Source organism: Trinickia sp. (assembly GCF_057351765.1).
Map to the genome: position 1 here is coordinate 63901 of NZ_JBMRBK010000024.1, position 18884 is coordinate 82784.

Genomic DNA, 18884 nt, shown 5'->3' on the forward strand with positions numbered 1-18884 from the left:
AACGATCAAGCTGCGCAGCGCAAAGCGATTCAGATGTCCGCCTCGACTTCGTTGCCCTTCTCTTCGAGCCAGCTGCGACGCGCGGCCGCCTCGCCCTTGCCCATCAGCATCGTCATGCGCGAGACCGTGCTGTCATAGTCGAGCTCGCCCAGTGCGACGGGCATCAGGCGCCGCGTGTCCGGGTTCATCGTCGTATCCCAGAGCTGCTCCGCGCTCATTTCGCCGAGCCCCTTGAAGCGGCTGATCGACCACTGCGATTCGCGCACACCGTCCTTGCGCAGCTTGTCGAGGATCGCTTCCAGCTCGCCCTCGTCGAGCGCATACAGTTTCTGAGCGGGCTTCTTGCCGCGCGCGGGTGCGTCGACGCGAAAGAGCGGCGGACGCGCCACATGGATATGGCCACGCTCGATGAGCTGCGGAAAGTGCTTGAAGAACAGCGTCAGCAACAACACCTGGATGTGGGCGCCGTCGACGTCCGCGTCCGAAAGGACGCAGATCTTGCCGTAGCGCAGATTCGACAGGTCGACCTTATCGTCAGGATTGTGCGGATCGACGCCGATGGCCACCGAGATGTCGTGCACCTCGTTGTTGGCGAAGAGCCTGTCGCGCTCCGTTTCCCACGTGTTGAGGACCTTGCCGCGCAACGGCAGGATGGCCTGATACTCCTTGTCGCGGCCCATCTTGGCCGAGCCGCCCGCCGAATCGCCCTCCACGAGAAAGAGTTCGTTGCGCGAGATGTCGGTCGATTCGCAATCGGTCAGCTTGCCCGGCAGCACGGCCACGCCGGAGCTCTTGCGCTTTTCGATCTTCTGGCCCGCCCGCGTGCGGGCCTGCGCCTGTTTGATCACCAGTTCGGCGAGCTTTTTGCCGTGCTCGACGTGGTGATTGAGCCATAGTTCGAGCGCTGGCTTGACGAACCACGATACGAGCTTCACCGCGTCGCGGCTATTGAGGCGCTCCTTGATCTGCCCTTGGAACTGCGGATCGAGCACTTTGGCGGAGAGCACGAACGAAACCCGCGCGAAGACATCCTCCGCCAGCAGCTTCACGCCTTTGGGCTGGAGGTTGTGCAGTTCGACAAAGCTCTTCACGGCCTGGAACAGCCCATCGCGCAGGCCGGACTCGTGCGTGCCGCCCGCCGGTGTCGGAATGAGGTTCACGTACGACTCGCGCGTGAGCGGTCCTTCTTCGCTCCAGGCCACCACCCAGGCAGCGCCCTCGCCTTCGGCGAACGCATCTTCGCTCATGCGTGCGCTGTCGGCATAACGCTCGCCTTCGAAAAGCGGCACCAGCAACTCGCTGCCCGCCATACCCTCGAGCAGGTAACCGCGCAGACCGTCGTCGTATTTCCAGCTCTGCCGCTCGCCCGTCTTTTCGTTGACGAGCGCAACTTCCACACCGGGCAGCAGCACCGCTTTCGAGCGCAAGAGCCGCTGAAGCTCCCCAAGCGGGATGTTCGAGGAATCGAAATATTTCGGATCCGGCTGCGCCGTCACGCGCGTGCCGGTGCGCTTGCCGTTCTTCTCGGCCGCGCGCACCTGCAGCGGTCGCGCGACATCGCCGTGCGCGAAGCCGATTTCGGCCACCTTGCCGTCGCGCCACACCGTCACATCGAGCCGCGAGGAAAGCGCGTTCGTCACCGAGACGCCAACACCGTGCAGCCCGCCCGAGAAGGTATAGGCGCCGCCCGCCGCCTTGTCGAACTTGCCGCCCGCATGCAAGCGCGTGAAGACGATCTCCACGACGGGTACGCCTTCATCCGGATGCATCCCGAACGGGATGCCGCGCCCGTCGTCGTCGACGGAGACCGAGTGATCGGCGTGCAGCGTCACCGTGATCTGCCGGCCGAAGCCGCCGAGCGCTTCGTCCGACGCGTTATCGATGACTTCCTGGATGATGTGCAGCGGATTTTCGGTGCGGGTGTACATGCCGGGCCGTTGCTTGACCGGCTCGAGACCCTTGAGCACCTTGATCGACGCCTCGCTGTATGCGGTGCTTGGCTTTTTCGTGGACATCGTTTCGTATTGGAACTCGTCATCGTTGTCCACAGGCGATGGGGATATCTACGTGGACAATGCGTTGAAAATTCAAAAAAAGCGAGCCGAAACAAGGCTCGCGCAGAGCGTGCCCGCAAAACAGGCGGCCCTGCAGTCGCGGCGTATTTTACTGGTTTCGACCTGGCGGGCAATTCGGCCGAAACGCCAATCGCGCCGCCGGGCGACTTCCCGTGCAGCTTACTTGCGCTTGGCCTCGAGCGCCTCCCAACGCTCCAACGCGGCCAACAACTCCTCGTCGATGGCGGCAAAGCGCTCGGTCAATCGCGCGCCCTCCTTGGCATCGGTCACAAAAATGGCGCCGTCCTCGAGCTTTGCCGAGATCGCTTTTTGTTCGGCCTCCAATGCCGCGATCGCCTCCGGCAAGGCCTCGAGTTCGCGTTGCTCCTTGAACGACAGCTTCACTGTGCGTTGAGCGTTGCGGCCCGCGGCGCTCTCCTTGGGCGCGGCGTCGCGCGAGGCGGTAGCGGGTGCCGGCTTGGCCGCCGCCTGGGCGAGCTGAGCCGCACGTTCGCTTTGCAACTGCCAGTCGGTGAAACCGCCGACGTACTCGCGCCAGCGCCCTTCGTCCTCGGATGCGATGACCGATGTCACGACGTTGTCGAGAAAGAACCGGTCGTGGCTCACGAGCAAGACCGTGCCCGCGTACTCGTCGAGCAACTCCTCGAGCAGCTCGAGCGTCGGAATGTCGAGATCGTTGGTGGGCTCGTCGAGCACGAGTACGTTCGCGGGCCGCGCGAAGAGCCGCGCGAGCAAGAGCCGGTTGCGCTCGCCGCCCGACAGGGATTTGACAGGCGAACGCGCGCGCTCGGGTGCGAACAGGAAGTCGCCCAGGTAGCTCATCACATGCTTGCGCGTGCCGTTGACTTCGATCCAGTCGCTACCGGGGCTGATCGTATCGGCGAGGCTTTTGTCGGGATCGAGCTGGGCGCGCATCTGGTCGAAATACGCGACCTGCAGGTTCGTGCCCACGCGCACCGTGCCTTCGTCGGGCGCGATCTCGCCGAGAATCAGTTTCAGCAGCGTCGTCTTGCCCGCCCCGTTCGGGCCTACGAACCCGATCTTGTCGCCGCGCATGACGGTCGTGGAAAAACGTTCGATGACCGTGCGGGCGCCGTAACGCTTCGTCACGTCCGTGAGCTCAGCCACGATCTTCCCCGAGCGTTCGCCCTGCCCCACGTCGAGCTTGACATTGCCCTGCACGTTGCGGCGCTCGGCGCGTTCATGCCGCATCTGCTCGAGCCGCGCAATGCGGCCGACGCTACGCGTGCGGCGCGCCTCGACGCCCTTGCGGATCCAGACTTCCTCCTGCGCGAGCAGTTTGTCGAACTTCTCGTTTTCGATCCGCTCGACCTCGAGCTGCTGGGCCTTGCGCGTCTGATAGGCCGAGAAATTGCCCGGGTACGACAGCAGCCTGCCGCGATCGAGTTCGACGATGCGCGTGGCGACGCGGTCGAGAAACGCGCGGTCGTGAGTGATGAAAAAGAGCCCGGCGCGCGCGCCGACGAGGAGTTCCTCGAGCCAGCGGATGCCATCGAAATCGAGGTGGTTGGTCGGCTCGTCGAGCAGCAGGATGTCGGGGTCGGTCACGAGTGCGCGCGCCAGTGCCACGCGCTTTTGCATACCGCCCGAGAGCGCACCCACGCGGGCGTCGCCATCGAGGCCGATTTGCGCGAGCGTCGTCGCCACGCGCGTGCGCCAGCTCCAGGCGTTCGTCGCATCGAGCCGCGACTGCAGCGTGTTCATGCGGGCGAGCAGCGCGTCGTGTGCGGCTCCTTCGGGTGTCGCCGCCAGCTCGTGGGCAACGGCGTCGTATTCGTCGAGCGAGGCGCGCACTTCGGCGAGGCCGCTCGCCACGGTATCGAAGACGGACACTTGCGGGTCGAACTCGGGCTCCTGCGGCACGTAGACGGTCGTGAGTTCCTGTTGGCGCGTGACGAGCCCGTCGTCGGGCTGCATGAGGCCCACGACGATTTTCAGCAGCGACGACTTACCGGCGCCGTTGCGGCCGATGAGGCCCACGCGTTCCCCGGCTTCCAGGGAGAAATCCGCATGATCGAGCAGCGCGACGTGCCCGAACGCGAGCTGCGCGCCGGCGATGGTGTAAAGCGACATGGAAGCGCGCCTTGCGAAAAGTCGGAAACGTCAATTGTACCGGGCGCGGGCCGGACGCTTCGTCGCATCGCAAGGGAGCCGGGCTTCGGTAAAATAGCGCGCTTCATTTCGCGAAGCCGCCATTCGAGGCCGGCAGGCGTGTCCGCTCGGTCGGGGCCGGCCACGCTAAGCGATCGTTTTGATTTCGAGATGTGAAAGGACCAAAAGCGCCGTGAGCGACGTAATCGAATACAAAAGCTGGGTTTGCCTGATTTGCGGGTGGGTGTACGACGAGGCAGCAGGGCTGCCCGAAGAGGGCATTGCGCCGGGGACGCGGTTTTCGGACATCCCCGAGGATTGGCGCTGCCCGTTGTGCGACGTGAGCAAAGCTGAATTCAGCGTCGTGGAGTTTTGATCGAGCGCTTTTTTTTGCGGTCGGCGGCCGAGGCAGGCACGCCGGAGTGATGCGGCGGCGCGCGTGCAACGCCGCGCAAGCACGCTGTCGCGTCTTTGTTATACTCTGCCCGCACTGGCACACGTGAGCGCTCCGCGCCTCGCGCATTCATCCCCCTCCCCGTAGTTCAATGGATAGAACAAGCGCCTCCTAAGCGCTAGATACAGGTTCGATTCCTGTCGGGGGGACCACAAAAGCCGTAGGTCCGCACAAGTCAGCCAATGGCGAGCGTTCCCGTCAATGCTTCTCCGACTGCGCCGCCACCCAGTCCATGGCGGCAAACAGCAACCCCGAGCCGACGAACGTCAAATGCAGGATCACGAGCCACCGGATACGCACCTCGTCGAGCACGCTGCCCGGCTCGGTCAGCGTCATGAATGCACGCAGTAGCGAAATGGCCGAGATCGCCACGATCGAGCCGATCAGTTTCATCTTCAAGCCCGAAAAATCGAGCGTACCCATCCAGCTCGGCCGATCCTCGCTATGTCCCGTATCGATCTTCGAGACGAAGTTCTCGTAGCCCGAGAACATCACGATAACGACGAGGTTGCCCGCCAGCGACAAATCGATCAACGTCAGTACGCCGAGGATGATGTCCTCGGGGCTCGCCTGCAAAAGATTCGGAACGAGATGCGCGAGATCGCCGATAAACGCGACGAGCAACATCATCAGCGATACCACGAGGCCGACATAAAACGGGGCGAGCAGCCACCGGGAATTAAATAACAGACTTTCGAGAATTTTTTCCAATGCGTTGCGTTGGTGCATAGAGCGCTCAAAGTTTGATCGATTTATTGCTATTCGCGAGCGTGGGATGTGCCGGTCCGGGTAGCCCAACTCGCAAGAATCCGCCGCATCCGCCGCGAGGACGAATTCGGCAGGCAATGCGCATTGTAACGGTGCTGCGTATCGGTTCGATGACTCGGCACGCCGCCCCGCAGGGGACGCGCCAGCGAGTCGGGCCGGCCACTCGAACTTCGAGTGCGAGCGCCAAAGGTCAACGGCAAGGCATGGTCGGTAGAGGCCGGCGCCTCAATGCCGGCGATGCGTCCGGCCGACCCGGTGATGGTCACCGAGCCAACGCCGCAGGTCGCTCAAAGGATGGTCGGTGTGATAACGCGTGGCCAGCGCCATGGCAATGCCGACGAAAACCGCCAGCATCAGCATCAAGCCGATCGAGGACTCGGGCATGATCGCCTCCTCAACGTCGCGATAACCGCATTGTAGGCCTGTCACGGGCCGTGGCAAGTTCGATACCGAGCAAAGCCTCATTGGTAATACGAGAGCGATCGTGCCGACCGATGTCATTATGTTCGCCCCATATCGCGCAAAAGGCGCCGCATCTTCATGCGACGCCTGTGCAGCGCTAGCGGTACGGACGGCGGCGACGCCCTTGCCTCACCGCCAACTCACCGAAATCCCGCGATGGGCGGACTGCGCCGCGAACTCGGAGATCATATGCCGCACATCGGGGTCGACGAAGTCGGCACGGCTCGTATCGACGATGAGCGTGGCGCGGTCGGGAATCTGCGCGAGATGCTGCTTGAGCTTCACGCGAATGAAACACGATACGTCCTTGCGGAACAGCAGCAGAAACTCGTTGCCGTGCCGCGCAATCGAAAACGGGTTGCGCAGATTCGGATGCAGCGCGAGCACGATGCTGCACGCGATACCGAGGCCGATGCCGATCAGCAGATCCGTCGCCAGCACGCCGCCGATCGTCGCGAGAAACGGCACCAGTGCGTTCACGCCGCGCTTGGCGACATCGACGAAGAGCGCGGGCTTTGCAAGCTTGTAGCCGGTGGCGATCAGGATTGCCGCGAGCGATGCAAGCGGAATCTTGTTGAGAATCTCGCTCAGCACGAAAACACTCGCGAGCAGCAGCAACCCGTGCACGAAAGCCGACATGCGCGAGCGCGCCCCCGCATGCAGATTCGCCGAACTGCGCACGATCACCGATGTGATCGGCAAGCCGCCGAGCAAGCCGGCCAGCATGTTGCCGACGCCTTGCGCTTTGAGCTCGCGGTCCGGCGAGGCGGCGCGCTTTTGCGGATCCATCTGTTCGATGGCCTCGAGACACAACAGCGTCTCCAGACTGGCGACGATCGCGATCGTGGCCGCGAGCCGCCAGACGTCCAGGCTCGCGAGGCGTGTCAGATCGGGCGCGGCCAGCGCACTGGTCAGCGCGGCCATCGAATCGAGCGGCGCAAGGTTCACGCGGTACGAGGCAGGCAACGCGAGTGCCGGCGCGAAGGCGTCGATGCCGAGCGTGACGGCAACGCCGAATGCCACGACGAGGAGCGGCGCAGGCACGAGCCCGACCAGCGGCAAACGCCGCACGAACCGGCTTTCCCAACCGAAGAGAATCGCAAGCGATATCGCCGCGAGAGCGCAGGCCACGACCGATGTCGTGCCGAACGGCGTCTCGAGAAAACCAGCCGCGTAGCTGGCGCCGGCCCCGCTGGCGGCGCCGCCCGTTGCAAGCCCCAGCGCGACGGGCGTTTGCTTGACGATCAACAAGAGACCGATTGCGGCCAGCATGCCCTTGATGACGGGCGACGGCACGTAGGCCGCGAACCGCCCAGCCTTCAGGACACCGAAGCAAAACTGCATGGCGCCGCCCACCAGCAGGGCGCTCAGAAACGCAGGAAATCCGCCGACGTTCGCGATACCGTCGACGACGATCATGATGAGCCCGGCCGCCGGTCCGCTCACGCTCAGTTGCGAGCCGCTCAGCAGCGAGATGACAAGACCGCCGATGATGCCGGCCAACAGCCCGGCGAACGGCTCGACGCCGGACGCCTGGGCGATCCCGAGGCACAGCGGCAGCGCGACGAGAAAAACGACCGTTCCCGAAAAACAATCCCGCGGCAGCGTAGCCGCCAGTTTGGCATTCGTCATGGTGTTGGGTTGCGAGAGAATGAAGCGCGCGCCCGACCGGTACGAGGCCGGCGCGCGCCATGGGGTTCGTTCGAAGGAGTCGATGTGCCCCGACGCAAAACTGCCGTGCGCCGAGCCTCAGCCGACGTTGGCGACGCGAATCGGCGCAGGTTCGCGCCGGCCGGGCCGATGCGATAGGTCGGAGCCGTACGACGGCTCGGCCCCCTCGGCATGCTCGAACGGCAACGCTCGAATGAGCCCATCGCGGATATCGAAGATCCAGGCATGGACTTGCGGGCGAGGCACGGCATCGTGAACGACGGGCGACGCACGCAGCACACGCGCCTGTTCGAGCACGTTCAGCTCAGCGAGGCGGTTCGTACGCTCATCGGAATCGGCGATCGCATCGAGTTCGTCGCGGTGACGCCGCGCAAGCCACCGCAACGGACGAATGCGCTGCTCGACGTGCGGCACCCCGTCGTTCGGCGCCCCCAGCGCCGCCCGCACGCCACCGCAGCCATAGTGCCCGCAGATCACGATGTCCTTCACTTTCAGCACGCAGACCGCGTACTCGAGCACGCTCATGGTGTTGTCGTCATGCGGCACGAACAGATTGGCGATATTCCGGTGCACGAACAGCTCGCCGGGCCGCGCGCCCGTCACGATTTCCGCCGGCACGCGGCTGTCGGCACAGCCGATCCATAGCACCTTCGGATCCTGCCCTTGCCTCAGTCGTTCGAAAAGGCGCGGGTCGCCATCGCACGCCTCACGGGCCCATGCAGCGTTTTGCAAAATCATTTGTTTCGTAAAATTCATTGCTTTTTCCTCCTAAGCCGGAATGGAGAACATCAATGAGCGTAGATGACGCGACGTTCACGAGTTGAATTCTGGCGAATAGGCGCATCGCAAACATGACGGCAAGATGATTTTGTCGTCATGTTCGTCGGTAGTGGCCAAAATGCCGATCGATATCGATTCGGTTTTTTCTATTACCGGGCTACCTGCGCGGACGTGGAGTCCATTGAAATCGATTTGAGCGGAACTTATCGAGATACGACCCGGTCAACAATCGTTTCGATTGCCGGCCGCGCATATTCTTTGCATGGTATGCACGTTCGCCCTTTTTCATCGCCCATTCGTTCAACGGCGCACCCCAATACCGAAATGAAGATCCTGATTGTGGAAGACGAGCCCAAAACCCGGACTTATCTGAAACAAGGGCTCGTCGAAGCGGGCTTTGTCTGCGACATCGCCGCGGACGGCGTCACCGGGCTGCATCAGTTGCAGACAGAAGCGTACGATCTCGCCATCCTCGATGTGATGCTGCCCGGCAAGAGCGGCTGGTCGATCGTCGAGGAACTGCGCAAGACGCATCGCACGCCGGTACTTTTTCTGACCGCACGCGACGACGTGGACGATCGCGTCAAAGGGCTCGAACTCGGCGGGGACGACTATCTCGTCAAGCCGTTCGATTTCGTCGAGTTGCTCGCGCGCGTGCGCTCGCTGTTGCGCCGCGGGCAAACACTGGACGCGTCGGTGCTGCGTGTGGGCGATCTCGAGCTCGATCTCATGCGCCGCAAAGCGAAACGGCAAGGCCGTACGATCCTGCTCACGGCCAAGGAGTTTGCGCTGCTGTGGCTGCTCATGCGCCGCGAGGGCGAGATCCTGACGCGCTCGCTGATCGCCTCGCAGGTGTGGGACATCAACTTCGAAAGCGATACGAATATCGTCGACGCGGCGATCCGCCGCGTGCGCGCGAAAGTCGACGATCCCTATGAGCCGAAGCTGATCCATACCGTGCGCGGCATGGGCTACGTGCTCGAACAACGCGATGACTCCCTTGTATGATCGGACATCTCGTGCCGAAAACGATGCGCGGCCGGCTCGCGGTGCTGTTCGCGCTGTCGACTTCGATCATTCTCGCCGTGAGCGGCGCGCTACTCTACGAAACGCTGGATCGATCGATCGCGAAGTCGCTGCGGCACGAGATGGAGGCGACGCTCGATGCGGCCATTTCGCGGCTTGGCACCGTGGAGACGATCGAAGAACTGCGTGACGAACGTCCCGCTTCGTCCCTGCTGCTGCAAGGCCATGAAGACGTCGACCTGGCGGTCTTCGACGAACGCGGCAACACGCTCGTCAGCAGCCCGAACTTCGTGCCGAGTCCGAACGTATTGGCAAGCGCCTTGAGCGCATTGAGCACCACGCCGGTCGCCGTGCAACACGAGCAGCGGCCGTTGCGCTATCTCGTCGCGCGAGCCAGGATTGCCGAAAAGGACGTCCCGGTGCGCGTGGTCGTGCAGCGCAACTATCGCGGTGCTCAAGCCTTCTTGCACATCTGCGCACTGAGTGTCGTGCTGGGCGTGCTCGTCGGCACCGTGCTCGCCGCCCTCGTCGCTTACAGAATCGCCGTATTCGCGCTGAAACCGCTGAGCCAGCTCGCCGCGCGCGCCGACGAGATTTCCGGCAACCGCCTCGCGCACCCGCTGCCCGATACGGGCATGGCCGACGAGTTGCGCGAGCTCACGCATGCGTTCAACCGCATGCTGCAGCGGCTCGACGAGTCATTCACGCGGCTCACGCAATTCTCTTCCGATCTTGCGCACGACATCCGCACACCGCTCACGAACCTGCTGGCGCAGGCGCAAGTCGGGCTCTCCCAGCCGCGTTCCAACGAGCAATACCGCGCGATCATCGAATCGAGCGTGGAGGAATTCCAGCGCCTCTCGCGCATGGTCGACGACATGCTCTTTCTCGCCCGCGCCGACGCGCGGCAACGGCGCACACATTTCCAGCGCGTCGACGGGCAGCGCGAAGCGCTGCGCGTCGCGCGCTACTACGAATCGATCGCCGAGGACCGCGGCATCGCGATCACCGTCGATGGCCACTGCGCGTTCGATGGCGATCCGCTGCTCGTGCAGCGCGCGCTCGGCAATCTGCTGTCGAATGCGTTCGCGCATGCGCCTCAGGGCTCCGCAGTGTCGATCGAATGCCGGGAGTTCGATGCCGTGGCTTCGGTGTCAGTCACCGATACAGGCCCCGGCATTGCGCCGGCGCATATCGAGCGGATCTTCGATCGCTTCTACCGGCTCGACCCCGCGCGCCAGAATTCCGCGGCGGGCACCGGGCTCGGCCTGGCGATCGTCAAGTCGATCATGGACGAGCACGGCGGCGAGTGCCGCGTCGACAGCGTGCCCGACGTCCGAACGACGTTTTCGCTGCGCTTCGCTCGCAGCGTCCGTGCTTGAGCGACCAGTAGCGCGCCTATACTGCTATCCATGCCGGCGCTCCCCCGCGCCTCGCGCGCGGACCCGGTGCTAAACTCGGCTCGCTCGCCGCTTCGCGGCCTCGACGTTGACGTTTCAAAAAATGGAGGCATTCGATGGCTGACTTCAGACTGTGGTCCGACGACTTCCCGATCAACGGCTTCATGCCGAAGGATCAGGAATGCGACGACAAAATGTTCGGTGTCGACGGTAACGGCGCGAACGCATCGCCCTCCCTCCAATGGGAAGGCGTCCCCGAAGACGCGCAAAGCCTCGCACTGACCGTCCACGACCCGGACGCGCCGACCGGCAGCGGCTTTTGGCATTGGGTCGTCGTCAACATTCCGCCCGACGCGCGATCGCTGCCACGCAACGCCGGCAAGGCCGACGGCTCGCTGCTTCCGGCCGGCGCGGTGCAGGTGCGCAACGACTACGGCACGCAAGGCTTCGGCGGTGCTGCGCCACCGCGCGGAGACAAGCCGCACCGCTACATCTTCCGTCTTCACGCGCTCAAGGTGCCGCATCTGCCGGTCACGGCCGAGACGACGAACGCCGTCGCACGCTTCATGACGCATATGAACGAAATCGACTCGACGATCTACACGGGCCTTTACGAGCTGAAATGAAACGCGGATGTTGACAGACCAAGGCCTTCCCGTTCCCGAACGCTACTGGGCCGTCGCGGTCATTGCGCTTGGCCTGACGCTGGCCGTCCTCGATAGCGCCATCGCCAACGTCGCGTTGCCGACCATCGCGCGCGACACGCACGCGAGTGCCGCGGCGTCCATCTGGGTCGTCAACGCGTACCAGCTGTCAATCACGATCTCGCTGCTGCCGCTCGCCTCGCTCGGCGATCGCATCGGCTATCGGCGGGTCTATACGGCGGGGCTCGCGCTTTTCACGCTGGCGTCGCTCGGCTGCGCGCTGTCCGGCTCGCTGCCCATGCTCGCCGCGATGCGCGTCGTGCAAGGCTTCGGCGCAGCCGGCCTGATGAGCGTCAACACTGCGCTCGTGCGCGCAATCTATCCGCCCGCGCACCTCGGGCGCGGCGTCGCATTGAACGCGATGGTGGTGGCGCTCGCCTCGGCAGTGGGACCGACGGTCGCGTCCGGCATTCTCGCCGTTGCATCGTGGCCGTGGCTGTTTGCGATCAACGTGCCCATCGGCATCGTCACGATCGTCGGTGCATTCAAGGCGCTGCCCAACACCCCCGGACACAATGCGCCTTACGACTACCTGAGCGCGGTCATGAACGCGTTCGTGTTCGGCCTCATGGTCTTCACGATCGACGGCGTGGGCCACGGCGAATCCTGGCCTTATGTGACGCTGCAAGCGTTGGCGGTGATAGCCGTCGGCTACTTCTTCGTGAAGCGGCAACTGCGGCAGCGCGCACCGCTTTTGCCGGTCGACTTATTGAGGATTCCTGTCTTTGCGCTTTCGGTCGGCACATCGATCTGTTCCTTTTGCGCTCAGATGCTGGCATTCGTGTCGCTGCCGTTTCTTTTTCAAGCGACGTTCGGCTTCACGCAGGTTCAAACCGGCCTGCTCATCACGCCCTGGCCCCTCGCGATCGTCTTCGCCGCTCCGCTCTCGGGCGTGCTTTCGGATCGCTACTCGGCCGGTATCCTCGGCGGCATCGGCCTCGCGATTCTCGCCGCTGGCCTCGTGCTGCTGGCCACGCTCGGCTCGCACCCCGGCGGCGCCGACATCGCCTGGCGCATGGCCGTTTGCGGCGCGGGCTTCGGCCTCTTCCAGGCGCCGAACAACCGCCAGTTGCTGTCCGCCGCACCGCGCGAGCGCAGCGGGGGCGCGAGCGGCATGCTCGGCACCGCGCGGCTCACCGGGCAAACGCTCGGCGCCGCGCTCGTTGCGCTGGTATTCGGCGTCGCGCCGACGAGCGGTCCGATGATTTGCCTTCAGCTCGGAGCGGGTTTCGCGGCGCTCGCCGCATGCGTGAGCCTGCTTCGATTGAGGCAAACGCAGCGCGCCACCGCCTGACGCGCGCTTCGTTGGCGCCAGTTCCCGCCCCCGCTTACCGCGCGCAAGCGTACGCCAGCGCACACGATCGCGCGTAAGCCGAGGAATGCGGCGCGTTTTTTGCACACTACCTGTAAAAGCTGCTACCTGGATAAGGCTGCCGACATGGCGTGAGCCCCCCGCCTGCCGGGTGCCGTCGCTCGTTGCGTGGCATGGTATGGGCGTTGCTTTAGTTGCTGGGACCTCTTCAAACGGACCCAGACTATGCCACCGACTCTCGAACTTCGCAGCAAACAACACGTCGCGTTGACGCCGCGCCTGCAGCAATCGGTGCGGTTGCTGCAGTTGTCGTCGCTCGAGTTTCAGCACGAGCTGCGTCAAGCGCTGGACAGCAATCCGTTTCTCGAATACGACGAACTGGTTCCCGACGGGGAGACCGAGTCCGATCGCGTCAAAGAGGTCCACGGCGTCGGACAGGACGCCGCGGAAACCGTTGCGCCCACAACCACTGAAGCCACCGAGGGGCTCGACAGCCTCGCCGCAGCCGATGCATCGGCCGCCGCCGCCAGCGAGGAGGCCAGCGGCGATTTCTCGCAGGACTGGTCACTGCGCTCCGCGTCGCGTCATAACGGCGACGGCGACGACGTGGACCCGGGCGCATGGGCGCATGCCCAGCCGACGATGCATGAACATCTGCACGATCTGCTGAGCCTTTATCCGCTCAACGAGCGCGATCGTGCCGCGGCGCAAGTCGTGATCGAAGCGCTCGACGACGACGGCTACCTGCGCGATTCGCTCAGCGATCTCGCCGCCGCGTTCGAAGCCGACCCTCCGCTGGCCGAAGAAGAGCTGCGGGTGGCGCTGCGGCTCGTGCAAACGCTCGATCGGCCCGGTGTGGGCGCGCGTTCGCTCGCCGAATGCCTACAGTTGCAACTCGATGCGATGCCGCCTGAAACGGCGGGGCGCGATCTCGCGCACGAAATCGCCGCAAGCCATCTCGAGCGGCTCGCGCGCCGCGAACATGCCGAGCTCCAGAAACAGCTCGGCTGCTCGGCCGAGGAGTTGCGCGTCGCATGCGCGCTCGTGCGGCGGCTCGATCCCAAGCCGGGCGAGTATTACGCCCGCACCGACGACAACTACGTCATTCCGGATGTGATCGTCCGACGGGTGAAGAACCGCTGGGTCGCGACAATCAACCCCGCCGTCCTGCCCCGCGCGCGGATCCATCGCGTCTATGCGGAACTCTTCGCTCAATCCGCCGGGGGCAGTGGCTCGCCGCTCGCCCAGCAACTGCAAGAAGCCCGTTGGCTGCTGCGCAACGCCGAGCAGCGTTTCACGACCATTCAGCGCGTCGCGCAATGCATCGTGTCGTATCAGAAGGCGTTCTTCGATTACGGCGAAATCGCGCTGAAGCCGCTCGTACTGAGCAAGCTCGCGGAGGAACTCGGCCTGCACGAGTCGACCGTCTCGCGCGCATCGAGCAACAAGTACATGGCCACGCCGCGCGGCATCTTCGAATTCAGACATTTCTTTCCGCGCGAGCTCGCGACCGAAACCGGCGGGCGTTGCTCAGCCGCGGCCGTGCGCGCCCTCATCAAAGAGATGATCGAGCAGGAGGACCCGCGCAATCCGCTCTCGGACGTGGCGCTGGCGAAGATGCTGACGCAAGAAGGCATGCTCGTCGCGCGACGCACCGTCGCCAAATACCGCAATTTGCTCAAACTGCCGCCCGCGCAATTGCGACGTCAAGGGTAGCAGCCCATAACGGGCGCGCAGCATGAACGAAGGGCCGCTCTCGAAGAGCGGCCCTTTTTTATCGATTGCGTTCCGGAGATACCGTCGATCGCCTCAGGACCGATGCAGGGCACGCGCCGGCCGGTTCACGGGATAGCGAAACGGAATCGGCACGTCGAGGCCCTTGTCGGCCAGTTCGACGGCGCGACGCGTCACCGACGCGGCCTCGACGACGTGCCGCAGGTCGTCGAGGAACGCATCGCGCCAGGTCGATAGATCGTTGGCACGCAGGCGCGCCATCATGTCGGCGTGGCGCGCCTTGCGCTCGGTGAGCGGCATCGACAACGCGCAGGCCAGCGCATCGCCCATTTGAGAAAGATCGAACGGATTGACGACGAGTGCCCCGGGCAGTTGTTCCACCGCGCCCGCGAATTGCGACAGCACGAGCACGCCGGGATCGGCCGGATCCTGCGACGCGACATACTCTTTCGCCACGAGATTCATTCCGTCGCGCAGCGGCGTGACGTAGCCCACTTGCGACAATCGGAACAGCGCCATCAGCACGTTGCGTTCGTATTTGCGATTCAGGTATTGGATCGGCGTCCAGTCGAGCTGAGCGAAACGTCCGTTGATGCGCCCCGCCTCGCCTTCGAGCGTTTGGCGGATGCGCTGATAGGTCTGCACATCCGAGCGCGTCGGCGGTGCGATTTGCACGAGCGAGACCTTTCCTTGCCAGTGCGGCACGTCGGCCAAAAGCCGTTCGAACGCCTGAAAGCGCTCGACGAGGCCTTTCGAGTAATCGAGCCGGTCCACGCTCATGATGAGCTTGCGCCCGCCTGCCGCCTCGCGCAGTTCGGCGACGGATTTGCGATCGCTGAACTGTTCGGCGGCCTTCGCAACCGCATCCGGATAGATACCGATCGGGTAGGCACCCACTTTCAGCAGCCGTCCGAACGCATGCACCATGCCCTCCGCGCTCACTGAACCGAAGCCCCCGCGTTCGATGTAGTCGACGAACGCTTGACGGTCGGTCTGCGTCTGGAATCCAAGCACGTCGTAACTGCACATCGCGTGGACGAGCTCGGCATGCGGCGGGACGGCTCGCAGCATCTCCGGCACCGGAAACGGAATATGCAGGAAGAAGCCGATCGGATTCGTTACACCGAGATCGCGCAGCGCGCGCCCGAACGGCAACAGGTGATAGTCATGCACCCAAATGATGTCGTCGGGCTTGAGCAGTGCCTTCAATTGCGTTGCGAGCGCGATATTGACGCGCAGATAGCCGGCGTATTCCTGCCGGTCGTAGCGGGAGAGATCGGTGCGATAGTGAAACGTCGGCCACAGCGTCGCATTCGAAAACCCTCGGTAGTACTGATCGTAATCGCGACGCGTCAAACCCACCGTCGCGTAAGTGACGTTGCCTTGCTTCTCGATAGCGGGCCCGTCGCCCTGTGTGACGATTTCGCCGCTCCATCCAAACCACAGGCCACCCGTCTCCTTCAACGCATCGAGAACGCCGATTGCCAGCCCTCCGGCGGCGGGACGTCCCTCTTGCGTCGGCGCAACACGATTCGATACCACGATAAGTCTGCTCATTGCGGCCCCACCTCGTCGAATTGGCGTTCTCGCGTGGCGACAACCATCGCCGCTCCGGTTCATCGAATGCAAGTCGCGTGCCGTCGCAATGCACCGCTTTCGAGCATGCGAGGCGCGAGCGCGTCGCGTCCCCTGAGCGACGCGCTCGCGTGCATCGAATTAACTTAGGTGTCCTCTACGATTACGCGCACCGGGCCAGGCGTTCAGGCGTCCTGCTCAGCCCCGAGATCGCGCTGGTAATCGAGCCCCTCCGGACGCGCACCGCCCTGGTTGAACGCCCCGTCAGGCGGCGCATTTGGCGCAACGCGGTTCTGCGCGGATGGGTCGTGCGCAGGCGGCCCGGATGTCTGACCGGTGTTTTTGGCTTCGCGCTTGGAAGCGTGGCGCGGCGAACGCCGCAACGCTGGATGTCTCATGGGATACCTCTCGTCGAAGCGCGCCCGGATGGGCGAAACCGGATCTGCCTATGCGAACAGTCTAGGATGCGGCGCGCTGTTTCGCGCGGTAACAATTGCGCAAGATATGTAACCCATACAGGACAGTATTCGCCGGGACTTTACGCGCTTGCCTGCATCGGCTCGGGCGGCGGATCGCCGATCGGCGGCATAGGCGGCTCCGGAGGTTCGCGCTCGGGCTCGGGATGCGGCCCGGGCGGATCCTCCGTGGGGGGCGGCCCAGGCGGGTCGGGTTCGGGCGTGTGGAGCCGGATCGGCTCGCGCTTCGATTCGTGCATCGCGATCTCCTCGAGTGGGCATGAGTGATACGCAGCGATGCGTTGCACACATCGCCCGCCACCGCTATCGAGCAATCGGTTTGCCCAGCCGTGCATGCCGGGCCACGCCTCAGGGGCCCGCCGCCGGCTCGCCCGTTTCTCCGGCCGGATCGGGGTCGCCGGCCGCTTCTCCCGCCGCGGATTTGCCGCCTTCCTCGTTGTACTCGACGAGCCGGTTATAGAGCGTCTTGAGGCTGATGCCGAGAATTTCGGCGGCACGCGTCTTCACTCCGCCGCACTGATCGAGCGTGGCGAGAATGAGCTGACGATCGGCGACTGCGAGCGATGTCCCGAATGGTATGGTGACGGCTGTGCCCGTCGTAGGCTTGGATAGCGAAATCTGCAGCGGTACCGCGGCCGTCGTATCGGAATCGGCGCCGGACATGATATAGGCGCGTTGCACATAATTCTTCAGCTCACGGACGTTGCCCGGCCAGGGGTACGACAGCATCATGTCCTTGGCCGCGGGTGGGAATTGCTTATGCGTGCCGTGTTGTTCGTTGTGTTCATCGAGAAACGCCTGCGCCAGCAGCCAGACGTCGTTGCCGCGCTCGCGCAGCGGCGGCAGGCTGATCGGAAAAACGTTGAGCCGGTGATAGAGATCGAGCCGCAGCTTGCCTTCGAGCACCGCCTCTTCCGGATCGCGATTCGTCGCAGCAATGACCCGCACGTCGGTTTCGATCTCTTTTGTCGTACCGACACGCATGAACATGCCCGTCTCCAACACGCGCAGGAACTTGACCTGCAACTCGGCCGGCATCTCCGTGATTTCGTCGAGAAAAATCGTTCCACCGTTGGCCCGTTCGAAATAGCCCTTGTGCTGACGATCCGCACCGGTAAACGAGCCCCGCTCGTGTCCGAACATTTCCGATTCGATCAGGTTCGGCGAGATCGCGCCGCAATTGACCGCTAAAAACGCGTGCTTGCGCCGCAGGCTCAACTCGTGAATCGTCTGCGCCGCCACTTCCTTGCCGGTGCCCGACTCGCCCACCAGCAGCACCGACGCCGCTGTTGGCGCCACGCGCCCGATCTGGTCGTACACAGACTGCATGGCCGGCGAACTGCCGAGCATGAGGCCGAAACGGCCCATGCGCCGCAGTTCGCCACGCAAGTTGCCGATTTGCGCTTTCAGATCGCCGGCGCGCGGCAGCCGGTCGAGCACCGCTTTCACGCGCTGCATGTTGATCGGCTTCACCAGGTAGTCGGAGGCGCCCATTTTGAGCGCCGACACCGCGGATTCGACCGTGGCATGCCCTGTGATCACGACGATTTCGACGCCCGAGCGCGGGTCGAGATCTTCGAACAGATCGACGCCGCTGCCGTCCGGCAGTTGTAGATCGGTGAACACGACGTCGGGCGTTTGCCGGACGAGCTGAATGCGCGCTTCGCGCAGATCGCCCGCCGTCGCGGTCGTCAGTCCATCTTCGGCAATGATCGAGACCAGCGCTTCACGGGTCTCGGGGTCGTCGTCAACTATCAGCACGTGTGGCATCGGGTTCTGTCATCAATGAGTAGTGTCGAAATGGAACGGAATCCAATCAACGGAGCGAATTCCAAGCGCACAACAGCCCTGCCGCGCCGCGGCGCCGCGGCCTCTCCGACGGGGCTCTATCCTGCCCGCCCGGGCCGAACCGCGCAAGAACGGACGGACAGCCGGCCGACTCGCGTGGAATAGGGTCAGCTATGCGGGAAGCGCCATGCGTCTGCCGTGCCGCCTACCTGCGCATGGCCGTTCGACATGGTGCCTGGCGACACGTGCGAAGCCAGCGTCGAGGGCGCTTCCTGGCTGGTGGACGCCAGTGCGCCGCCTTCAGCTTCCCAACGATTCAATTCGCCGGCGAGCCGCGCCTGCGACGCACGGTGTTTCTGCGCCCACCGCCACGCGAGCACGCCGCCTACCGCGACCAGCGCGCCGAAAATACCGATTCTGGGACGGGCCATTTGATTCCCCTTGCATTCGTTGCCGATATGAATGGTATAGACCGTTGCAAGTTTTTCCGCATGCGGATTCTCGATGCCGCGGACTTTCATTCGGATCGATCCGACGGCCGCGAGTT

The 18884-nt window shown here is 64.0% G+C and carries 17 protein-coding genes and 1 tRNA gene; 7 read left to right on the forward strand and 11 right to left on the reverse strand.

What is annotated here, in order from left to right:
* Positions 1–29: 29 nt before the first annotated feature.
* Together ACO1XS_RS06235 and ACO1XS_RS06240 are read right to left on the reverse strand one after the other, a co-directional pair.
* On the reverse strand, positions 30–2015 hold the full coding sequence (locus tag ACO1XS_RS06235; protein ID WP_331572849.1) for a DNA topoisomerase IV subunit B: 1986 nt from the start codon (positions 2013–2015) through the stop codon (positions 30–32).
* Between the two features lie 219 nt (positions 2016–2234).
* Positions 2235–4169 (reverse strand): ATP-binding cassette domain-containing protein, encoded by a 1935-nt coding sequence (locus tag ACO1XS_RS06240; protein ID WP_331572847.1) that lies wholly within the window; start codon positions 4167–4169, stop codon positions 2235–2237.
* Between the two features lie 211 nt (positions 4170–4380).
* On the opposite strand from ACO1XS_RS06240, the gene ACO1XS_RS06245 reads away from it, so the two are divergent.
* Positions 4381–4563 (forward strand): rubredoxin, encoded by a 183-nt coding sequence (locus ACO1XS_RS06245; protein WP_440560729.1) that lies wholly within the window; start codon positions 4381–4383, stop codon positions 4561–4563.
* Between the two features lie 155 nt (positions 4564–4718).
* Positions 4719–4793, forward strand: a tRNA-Arg gene (locus tag ACO1XS_RS06250).
* A gap of 46 nt (positions 4794–4839) precedes the next feature.
* On the opposite strand, the gene ACO1XS_RS06255 is transcribed toward ACO1XS_RS06250, so the two are convergent.
* From ACO1XS_RS06255 to ACO1XS_RS06270, 4 genes are all read right to left on the reverse strand, one after another.
* On the reverse strand, positions 4840–5370 hold the full coding sequence (locus ACO1XS_RS06255; RefSeq protein WP_331572336.1) for a TIGR00645 family protein: 531 nt from the start codon (positions 5368–5370) through the stop codon (positions 4840–4842).
* A 264-nt stretch (positions 5371–5634) separates the two neighbouring features.
* Entirely contained in the window at positions 5635–5793 is a 159-nt protein-coding gene (locus ACO1XS_RS06260) for a hypothetical protein (RefSeq protein ID WP_331572337.1), read from the reverse strand.
* A 207-nt stretch (positions 5794–6000) separates the two neighbouring features.
* Complete coding sequence (locus tag ACO1XS_RS06265; RefSeq protein ID WP_331572338.1) at positions 6001–7503, reverse strand: SulP family inorganic anion transporter; 1503 nt, start codon at positions 7501–7503, stop codon at positions 6001–6003.
* 117 nt (positions 7504–7620) lie between these two features.
* Positions 7621–8298, reverse strand: a complete 678-nt coding sequence (locus ACO1XS_RS06270; protein WP_486390236.1) for a carbonic anhydrase — start codon at positions 8296–8298, stop codon at positions 7621–7623.
* A gap of 348 nt (positions 8299–8646) precedes the next feature.
* On the opposite strand from ACO1XS_RS06270, the gene ACO1XS_RS06275 reads away from it, so the two are divergent.
* From ACO1XS_RS06275 to ACO1XS_RS06295, 5 genes are all read left to right on the forward strand, one after another.
* On the forward strand, positions 8647–9330 hold the full coding sequence (locus tag ACO1XS_RS06275) for a heavy metal response regulator transcription factor (protein ID WP_173260020.1): 684 nt from the start codon (positions 8647–8649) through the stop codon (positions 9328–9330).
* A complete protein-coding gene (locus ACO1XS_RS06280) occupies positions 9327–10730 on the forward strand; it encodes a heavy metal sensor histidine kinase (RefSeq protein ID WP_331572340.1) in 1404 nt (467 codons plus the stop codon). The genes ACO1XS_RS06275 and ACO1XS_RS06280 overlap by 4 nt, the downstream gene beginning before the upstream one ends.
* A 134-nt stretch (positions 10731–10864) precedes the next feature.
* A complete protein-coding gene (locus tag ACO1XS_RS06285) occupies positions 10865–11374 on the forward strand; it encodes a YbhB/YbcL family Raf kinase inhibitor-like protein (RefSeq protein ID WP_331572341.1) in 510 nt (169 codons plus the stop codon).
* A 7-nt stretch (positions 11375–11381) separates the two neighbouring features.
* Positions 11382–12746, forward strand: coding sequence for an MFS transporter (locus ACO1XS_RS06290; RefSeq protein WP_486390237.1), 1365 nt, complete (start codon positions 11382–11384; stop codon positions 12744–12746).
* A gap of 243 nt (positions 12747–12989) precedes the next feature.
* A complete protein-coding gene (locus ACO1XS_RS06295) occupies positions 12990–14480 on the forward strand; it encodes an RNA polymerase factor sigma-54 (protein ID WP_331572344.1) in 1491 nt (496 codons plus the stop codon).
* A 93-nt stretch (positions 14481–14573) separates the two neighbouring features.
* On the opposite strand, the gene otsA is transcribed toward ACO1XS_RS06295, so the two are convergent.
* From otsA to ACO1XS_RS06320, 5 genes are all read right to left on the reverse strand, one after another.
* Complete coding sequence (gene otsA / locus ACO1XS_RS06300) at positions 14574–16055, reverse strand: alpha,alpha-trehalose-phosphate synthase (UDP-forming) (protein ID WP_331572345.1); 1482 nt, start codon at positions 16053–16055, stop codon at positions 14574–14576.
* 203 nt (positions 16056–16258) lie between these two features.
* Complete coding sequence (locus ACO1XS_RS06305) at positions 16259–16471, reverse strand: hypothetical protein (RefSeq protein WP_173260014.1); 213 nt, start codon at positions 16469–16471, stop codon at positions 16259–16261.
* A gap of 140 nt (positions 16472–16611) precedes the next feature.
* A complete protein-coding gene (locus tag ACO1XS_RS06310; protein WP_331572346.1) occupies positions 16612–16788 on the reverse strand; it encodes a hypothetical protein in 177 nt (58 codons plus the stop codon).
* A gap of 109 nt (positions 16789–16897) precedes the next feature.
* The gene (locus ACO1XS_RS06315) at positions 16898–18319 is read right to left on the reverse strand and encodes a sigma-54-dependent transcriptional regulator (RefSeq protein WP_331572347.1); all 1422 of its coding nucleotides are present in this window, start codon (positions 18317–18319) and stop codon (positions 16898–16900) included.
* A 185-nt stretch (positions 18320–18504) separates the two neighbouring features.
* Complete coding sequence (locus ACO1XS_RS06320) at positions 18505–18768, reverse strand: hypothetical protein (RefSeq protein WP_331572387.1); 264 nt, start codon at positions 18766–18768, stop codon at positions 18505–18507.
* Positions 18769–18884: the final 116 nt, after the last annotated feature.

Coding starts and splice junctions, on each gene's coding strand:
- ACO1XS_RS06235 (WP_331572849.1), bottom strand. CDS start 2,015: ATGTCCACGAAAAAGCCAAGCACCGCATACAGCGAGGCGTCGATCAAG.
- ACO1XS_RS06240 (WP_331572847.1), bottom strand. CDS start 4,169: ATGTCGCTTTACACCATCGCCGGCGCGCAGCTCGCGTTCGGGCACGTC.
- ACO1XS_RS06255 (WP_331572336.1), bottom strand. CDS start 5,370: ATGCACCAACGCAACGCATTGGAAAAAATTCTCGAAAGTCTGTTATTT.
- ACO1XS_RS06260 (WP_331572337.1), bottom strand. CDS start 5,793: ATGCCCGAGTCCTCGATCGGCTTGATGCTGATGCTGGCGGTTTTCGTC.
- ACO1XS_RS06265 (WP_331572338.1), bottom strand. CDS start 7,503: ATGACGAATGCCAAACTGGCGGCTACGCTGCCGCGGGATTGTTTTTCG.
- ACO1XS_RS06270 (WP_486390236.1), bottom strand. CDS start 8,298: ATGAATTTTACGAAACAAATGATTTTGCAAAACGCTGCATGGGCCCGT.
- ACO1XS_RS06275 (WP_173260020.1), top strand. CDS start 8,647: ATGAAGATCCTGATTGTGGAAGACGAGCCCAAAACCCGGACTTATCTG.
- ACO1XS_RS06280 (WP_331572340.1), top strand. CDS start 9,327: ATGATCGGACATCTCGTGCCGAAAACGATGCGCGGCCGGCTCGCGGTG.
- ACO1XS_RS06285 (WP_331572341.1), top strand. CDS start 10,865: ATGGCTGACTTCAGACTGTGGTCCGACGACTTCCCGATCAACGGCTTC.
- ACO1XS_RS06290 (WP_486390237.1), top strand. CDS start 11,382: ATGTTGACAGACCAAGGCCTTCCCGTTCCCGAACGCTACTGGGCCGTC.
- ACO1XS_RS06295 (WP_331572344.1), top strand. CDS start 12,990: ATGCCACCGACTCTCGAACTTCGCAGCAAACAACACGTCGCGTTGACG.
- otsA (WP_331572345.1), bottom strand. CDS start 16,055: ATGAGCAGACTTATCGTGGTATCGAATCGTGTTGCGCCGACGCAAGAG.
- ACO1XS_RS06305 (WP_173260014.1), bottom strand. CDS start 16,471: ATGAGACATCCAGCGTTGCGGCGTTCGCCGCGCCACGCTTCCAAGCGC.
- ACO1XS_RS06310 (WP_331572346.1), bottom strand. CDS start 16,788: ATGCACGAATCGAAGCGCGAGCCGATCCGGCTCCACACGCCCGAACCC.
- ACO1XS_RS06315 (WP_331572347.1), bottom strand. CDS start 18,319: ATGCCACACGTGCTGATAGTTGACGACGACCCCGAGACCCGTGAAGCG.
- ACO1XS_RS06320 (WP_331572387.1), bottom strand. CDS start 18,768: ATGGCCCGTCCCAGAATCGGTATTTTCGGCGCGCTGGTCGCGGTAGGC.